Annotated in this window: 8 protein-coding genes; 7 read left to right on the top strand and 1 reads right to left on the bottom strand. The window is 64.8% G+C overall.

The window, feature by feature from the left end; genetic code table 11:
- The coding region (locus tag JOZ79_RS05920) for a DNA polymerase III subunit chi (protein ID WP_294071922.1) at positions 1 to 202 on the top strand (202 nt) is incomplete at its 5' end.
- 5 nt (positions 203 to 207) lie between these two features.
- Entirely contained in the window at positions 208 to 1,335 is a 1,128-nt protein-coding gene (locus JOZ79_RS05915; RefSeq protein WP_294071919.1) for an aminotransferase class I/II-fold pyridoxal phosphate-dependent enzyme, read from the top strand.
- 61 nt (positions 1,336 to 1,396) lie between these two features.
- Here the strand turns inward: JOZ79_RS05915 and JOZ79_RS05910 are convergent, their stop codons facing one another.
- Positions 1,397 to 1,612 (bottom strand): hypothetical protein, encoded by a 216-nt coding sequence (locus JOZ79_RS05910; RefSeq protein WP_294071916.1) that lies wholly within the window; start codon positions 1,610 to 1,612, stop codon positions 1,397 to 1,399.
- A 259-nt stretch (positions 1,613 to 1,871) separates the two neighbouring features.
- Here JOZ79_RS05910 and JOZ79_RS05905 point away from each other — a divergent pair, with 259 nt between their 5' ends.
- The 5 genes from JOZ79_RS05905 to JOZ79_RS05885 all read left to right on the top strand — a co-directional run.
- Positions 1,872 to 2,540, top strand: coding sequence for a cysteine hydrolase (locus JOZ79_RS05905; RefSeq protein ID WP_294071913.1), 669 nt, complete (start codon positions 1,872 to 1,874; stop codon positions 2,538 to 2,540).
- A gap of 384 nt (positions 2,541 to 2,924) precedes the next feature.
- Complete coding sequence (locus JOZ79_RS05900; protein ID WP_294071910.1) at positions 2,925 to 3,332, top strand: putative toxin-antitoxin system toxin component, PIN family; 408 nt, start codon at positions 2,925 to 2,927, stop codon at positions 3,330 to 3,332.
- Positions 3,333 to 3,359: 27 nt separating this feature from the next.
- Positions 3,360 to 3,686 carry an isochorismatase family protein gene (locus JOZ79_RS05895; protein WP_294071907.1) on the top strand — a complete coding sequence of 109 codons (327 nt, stop codon included), beginning with the start codon at positions 3,360 to 3,362 and terminating at the stop codon, positions 3,684 to 3,686.
- An 809-nt stretch (positions 3,687 to 4,495) separates the two neighbouring features.
- Positions 4,496 to 5,086, top strand: a complete 591-nt coding sequence (locus JOZ79_RS05890) for a hypothetical protein (protein ID WP_294071904.1) — start codon at positions 4,496 to 4,498, stop codon at positions 5,084 to 5,086.
- 454 nt (positions 5,087 to 5,540) lie between these two features.
- A partial coding sequence (locus tag JOZ79_RS05885; protein ID WP_294071901.1) for a hypothetical protein occupies positions 5,541 to 5,929 on the top strand: 389 nt, incomplete at its 3' end.

Raw genomic sequence — 5,929 nt, 5'->3', positions numbered from 1 at the left:
GAACGGCGCGCGCTTCCTGTTCCTGATCGACGGCGCCGGCAGCGCCCGGCTCGACGCGTTCGACCGCGTCTTCGACCTGTTCGACGGCAGCGACGCCGCGGCGGTGGCGGCGGCACGGCTGCGCTGGACGGCGGCCAAGGCCGCAGGCCACGCGATGACCTACTGGCAGCAGGCGCCGCGCGGTTGGGAGCGAAACGCCTGACCGGGATGCGCGACTTCGCGCTCGAAGCATATTTCTCCCGCTGGAGTGGCAGCGTCCGGCACAACCTCGCCGCCTCCGATTCGGAAACGGTGGGGATGGCCGACCTGCTCGCCCGCGCCGACCCCGAGGACGCCGCGCGGTGGCAGGACCTCCGGCTCGCCTACACCGCGCCGCGCGGCGCGCCCTGGCTGCGCCAGACCATCGCCGAGGGCTACGAGGCCGTTGCGCCGGATGACATCGTCTGCTTCGCGGGCGCCGGCGAAGGCATCCACGTCGCCATGCACGCGCTGCTCGGCCGTGATGACCATGCCATCGTGATCGTCCCCAACTACCAGTCCGCGGAGACCATTCCGCGCGGACTGTGTGCGGTGAGCGGCGTGGCGCTCGATGCCGCGCGCGGCTGGACGCTCGACATCGATGCCGTCGCCGACGCGTTTCGTCCGGGGACCAGGCTCGTCGCGATCAATTTTCCGAACAACCCGACCGGAAAGATCCTGGAGCGCGACCGCTTCGACGCGCTGGTGGCGCTGTGCCGCAGCCGCGGCGCCTGGCTGTTCAGCGACGAGGTCTATCGGCTGATCGAGCGCGATCCCGCGCAACGCCTGCCGCAAGCCGCCGACGTCTATGAGCGCGGGGTGTCGCTGAATGTGCTGTCGAAGGCCTACGGCCTGCCCGGCCTGCGGATCGGCTGGATCGCCTGCCGCGACCGGGCGGTGGCGAGCCGGCTGGAGCGGCTGAAGCACTATCTGTCGCTCTGCAACTCCGCGCCGAGCGAGGTGCTGTCGAATATCGCGCTGAAATCCGGGAGCGCGCTCCTCGACCGCAATCGCCGGCTCGCCGACCGGAATTTGGCGCTGGTCGACCGCTTCTTTGCAGCGCATCCGGCGCTGTTCGCGTGGCACCGGCCGGAGGGCGGCGTGATCGGCTATCCCCGCTACGTGGGCGCCGAGGGTGTCGAGGCGTTCGCGCAGCGCCTGATCGAGCGGAGCGGCGTCCTCGTGCTGCCCGCCAGCCTGTTCCGATCCGACCTCGTGTCCCTGCCTGATGACCGGTTCCGCATCGGCTTCGGCCGGGCCAACCTGCCGGAGAGCCTGGATGCCTTGGAGAGGCACCTGGCGAGCGCCCGAGGCTGACCGGCGGCCCGGTGCCATGCCGGGCGTCCTCCCTCTGGCGTGGATCGTGACAGGCCGGGAATCACTCGGCTTTCTCGAGAGGCCACACCTCGACGACGCCGTGCGCGACGGCGCAAGTCGCTCGGGATACGATTTTGATCGCCTCAGCGATGTCAGCAGCCTCGATCACCGCGAAGCCAGCGACGGGCAACGCCGACGACATGAACGGGCCGCTCTCCGTCTGCGCGTGCGAGCCGCCAGGGTTGCGGACCTGGACCGGGGCTCCGGCAACACCCATCAAGGCTCCGGCCCTACACAACTCCTCCTCATGTGCATGAGCGGAATTGCGAACGTTTGAAGGCGTGCGATCATACCCTTCGCGGTCACCGTATCCGATCGTCACAAACATCGGCATCAGCTTGGCCTCTGACATCGAGCGGGTTTCGGTTAGCCTGGGTCAGTGGACGGGTAGGCGGACGTCGCCGATGGGCTGGTGCCTACCGATGCCCCGCGCCCAGGGATATCAGTAATTCGGATCGAGCAGGGGAGTTCCAGGAATGATCGAATGGGAAGGCCGGCAGATACCGGAGACTTTCGCCGAGATCGTCGATCCGGCGCACACGGTCGTGATCATGCACGACATCCAGAACGACAACACCGGCCCCGACGGCGTCTTCGCGCGCGATAACCGGCGCATCGACGTCACGCAAATTGTTGGCCCGATCGCCGCCTTCCTCGACACGGCGCGGTCGCACGGCGTGCGCGTCATGTACACGCAGTACACCAACCTGCCGAATCTCGGCACCTTCACTGATCCGCGTATCCGCGAGAACTACGCGATCGCGCGCGATCCCGAGCAGCGCTGGCGCCTGGAGAACAGCCATTACGGCAGCCACGGATGGCAGACGGTCGATGAGCTCGCACCGAAGCCGGGCGAGACGGTCATCGGGAAGATGCGCACCGATGCCTTCATCGGCACCCCGCTTGAATATCTGCTGCGGCTGTACCGCATTCGCACGATCATCCACACCGGCTTGGCGACCGAGGTCGGCATTCTCCCGACCGCCTGGCATGCGGCGAATCTCGGCTTCTTCGTCGTCGTGCCGCGCGACTGCGTCGGCCCGATGATCAAGGAGCATCACGCGGAAGCCATGTCGCTGCTGTCACGCCTGACCCTGGTGCGCGATTCAGGGGAGATCACGGCGGCATGGGCAGAACGTTCGTGATGCAGCCCTTCGCGCTGCGCTATGTCGCGTCGGGCTTGCGTCGCCTGTCAGCTTGCGGGCGTGCGGGTCAATCAGCTCGATAGCTGGATGATCTCATTTCCGACATCGAGTAGGCTGAGCCTTCTGAGAGGAGCCCGGCGATGAACCAGTCGACGAAGATCGAGATCCCTGTCCAGGAAGCAACCGCGGCGGCCCTATCGACTGCCCGGCGCCGCGAGGCAGTCGGCCGTCTCGTCGATCGGCTGGTCCGGCCAGGCGCCGATGATCCGTTAATAGCGCTCTTTGAGCGGACCGCCGCCGAGGCGCAGGACGCCGGCCTGACCGAGGCCGAGATCGAACCGAGCTGGCGGCTTTCAACGCGGAGCGCCGGGACTGAGCGTCTACGTGATCGATGCCAACACCGTCGTCTCCGCCGCCCTGAACCCGAATGGCGTTCCTCGGCAGGCCGTGGCAGCTGCGCGGGCACGAGGCGTCGTCGTCCTGTCGGAGGCAGTTTACCGAGAGATCGCCGGCGTGCTGGCCAGGCCGAAGTTCGCACGCGTTCTCACCGAAGACCGACGCCGCGAGATGCTTGAGTTGCTGGCTGCGGCGGCACGCTGGATCGAGCCGAAGCAAACCGTGAACGACTGCCGCGATGCCAAGGACAATTGTTATCTGGAGCTGGCGCTCGCCGCTCATGCGACCGCCATCGTATCAGGCGATGACGATCTGCTCGTGCTCGACCCTTGGCGCGACATCCGCGTACTGCCGCCGGCTCGATTTCTGGAAAATTTTGGGGCAGTCGAATCGTAAGCCCCATATCCAGTACGGCAGCCACGGATGGCAGACGGTCGACGAGCTCGCACGAAGCCGGGCGAGACGGTCATCGGGAAGATGCGCACCGATGCCTTCATCGGCACGCCGCTTGAATATCTGCTGCGGCTGTACCGCATCCGCACGATCATCCACACCGGCCTGGCGACCGAGGTCGGCATTCTCCCGACCGCCTGGCACGCGGCGAACCTCGGCTTCTTCGTCGTCGTGCCGCGCGACTGCGTCGGCCCGATGATCAAGGAGCATCACGCCGAAGCAATGTCGCTGCTGTCACGCCTGACCCTGGTGCGCGATTCCGGTGAGATCACGGCGGCTTGGGCCGGACGTTCGTGACGCAGCGCTTTCCGCTACGCTACCGGGCCAGGCTCGGCGTGGCGCGCCGGGGCTGACCGGCCGCTCGCTATCATCCCCCAGGCCGCTGTCCCTCTGATGGGCGAGTGTGCTCCGTGCGTTGGCAGGCCTCAAGGCCAAGCCCTTCGGGCGCTTCGCGGCCTTGACCCCTGCCCACTGCGCGAAGCAGGCGCTGTGATCAGAGGAAAGCCGCAGAAGGGACAAGGGCCTGCACATCTTGCGCTGACTCGATCCCAAGCCCTGGTGGGGTGAGCTCGAGGCCGCGAAGCGCCCGAAGGGCTTGGCCTTGAACGCGCTCGGCCAATCGCAGACCGTTGCGGATCGTGGCGGGGCTGACCCCCCGAGGAGCACGAGGGTAGTATCTCAGATTGAACTTCTGCAACTGTTGGAGAGCGGCCTGACCGCTCATGGAGTCGACCCTCGAACAGTGGACGTTTGGAGGCCGAAGGCGCCAGAGCCTAAAGAGCTGCTCTCCGGCAGTGGCCAGGATGGTTCCGTCGAGGCTACGAGCAGGAGCGAGCGCGTGCTGCCCGTCCCTGCCGGCGCACCTCTCTCGCCGAGTTCGTGCCGTATTGGCGTAGTGATCAAGAGCCTTGCGACCGTCACCGAGTTGCTGAACCAGATCGCGCTCCTGCGGCGCCAGAACAGGCCGTCCAGGAATTAACAGAGAGTGTCAACCTCAGCCTTCGCGGCAGATGGGGTGCTCCGAACTCGAGAAGGGAAGTCGCTACTTCCAATTACAAAGCCTGTGACGCTACGATCCGCGCGATGTTCAAGGTGATGCACAAGAAATGGACGACGATGATCCATGGCCGTCAATAGGCGAGGTTGTTAGCGCTCTTTCGCGATTCGCCCCGGAGACGCTCCACGCGGTTAAGAGACACAATCCGGATCTGGAGGTGCTGTGGCGTCGTGGCACTGTCCTCGGCGACTCGCCAGCAGGGTTGTCGTGTGATCTTACACTGGAAATGCTGAGCCGCTATGGTGAGGCAGCGCTTAAAATCCAGAAGCGGATTCGTCGACGCCTACGGATCGGGTGGTATTACGATCTCGTGGCGAAACTTATCGCCGCTGCGGGAGCCGGCGGCGCATCCGCGGCTTTTCTGAGTAAGGCCGTTGGAAGGGGTCTCGCTCCCGCCGTACTTGCGTTTGTAGCAAGCTCCAGTGGCGTGGTTCTCTCTTTCCTGCACCGGACAGAAAGCGGAGGATCGCTGCTCTCCGACTACAATCGGCTGGTCCATGCGTTGGTTGAAGCCGACCAAGCGCGCATGACCATAACCCGCTTACGTGATAACGGGCCGAAAGCCACTCTGAAGAGGACCCTGGAAAAGGCCAATCGGCTCTGCGCCACGCTGAATGACTTCGCTATCCGATATGGGTAGACGCGCTTCGAGGCGTTCTTGGGCCAGGCTGCGCATTGTCTTCGCCGGCCTGGTAGTCGCGGTTTCCGCGCTGACATGGGCAAGTCATGCCGTCGGTCAGAGGGCATTCGTCCATCCTCCCGTTGAGGTTCGACCTCCACCTTTCCGCGACCCGCCCAAAGCGCCGGATAACGACCAAAATAGAAGGCCAGGCCCCCACAACTTTCCATTTCATGGTCCCGCGCTTGCCCGGACTCCATCCGAGCAACTCGATGATAAGCTCAAAGACGATAAGGCCACGGTAGACGATGTGCGGGAAACCCTTGGTGCGCTTGGACGCACTAAGGGGTGGGAAACCGCGACGGCAGCCGCCATTACGCGGCTGCGGGATACACCGCCTTCGGACAGAGACTATTACCCGATTGATGACCCGGACGCCTCCATTCTCTTAAGAATGCCACGACAGGCAAAGCTGGTGCCCCTCGCCGAGCTTGCCTTTGAGGAGCGGCTTCGGCCGGTGCTAAATCGGCAAATTGACCGAAACAGCGTCGAACTGCTGCCACTCATCTACAGCACGGACGGCAGGGCGAAGCTGGAAGCGGAGATTCCGCCAGCGCGTCGGCTTGAGGGGGCCATGGCGCGCATGCTGAGCAGCGGGAATCTCACGCGCATCGATCTCTCCCTATTCGCGGAGTTCCGGGGAAAGACCGTGGTGGTTATCGGTCATGTCGCTGTGGTCAACGGACGGCAGGCCTTCGAGGTGCAGCGACCGGGACTTCCGTCGCAATTCATACATCTCGACGCTTTCAGAGATGCCGCGCGACAGCTCGGCTTCAACTGGTTTCCCCTCGGCTGTGAGACAGG

The organism is Sphingomonas sp., from assembly GCF_019242355.1.
GTDB lineage: Bacteria > Pseudomonadota > Alphaproteobacteria > Sphingomonadales > Sphingomonadaceae > Sphingomicrobium.
Note: the sequence above shows the minus strand (reverse complement) of the source record. Positions and strands in the feature narration are given on the sequence as shown.

What these genes read in the sequence shown, in the direction of transcription:
- JOZ79_RS05915 (WP_294071919.1), top strand. Translation starts at nt 208, where the DNA reads ATGCGCGACTTCGCGCTCGAAGCATATTTCTCCCGCTGGAGTGGCAGC.
- JOZ79_RS05910 (WP_294071916.1), bottom strand. Translation starts at nt 1,612, where the DNA reads ATGGGTGTTGCCGGAGCCCCGGTCCAGGTCCGCAACCCTGGCGGCTCG.
- JOZ79_RS05890 (WP_294071904.1), top strand. Translation starts at nt 4,496, where the DNA reads ATGGACGACGATGATCCATGGCCGTCAATAGGCGAGGTTGTTAGCGCT.
- JOZ79_RS05895 (WP_294071907.1), top strand. Translation starts at nt 3,360, where the DNA reads ATGGCAGACGGTCGACGAGCTCGCACGAAGCCGGGCGAGACGGTCATC.
- JOZ79_RS05905 (WP_294071913.1), top strand. Translation starts at nt 1,872, where the DNA reads ATGATCGAATGGGAAGGCCGGCAGATACCGGAGACTTTCGCCGAGATC.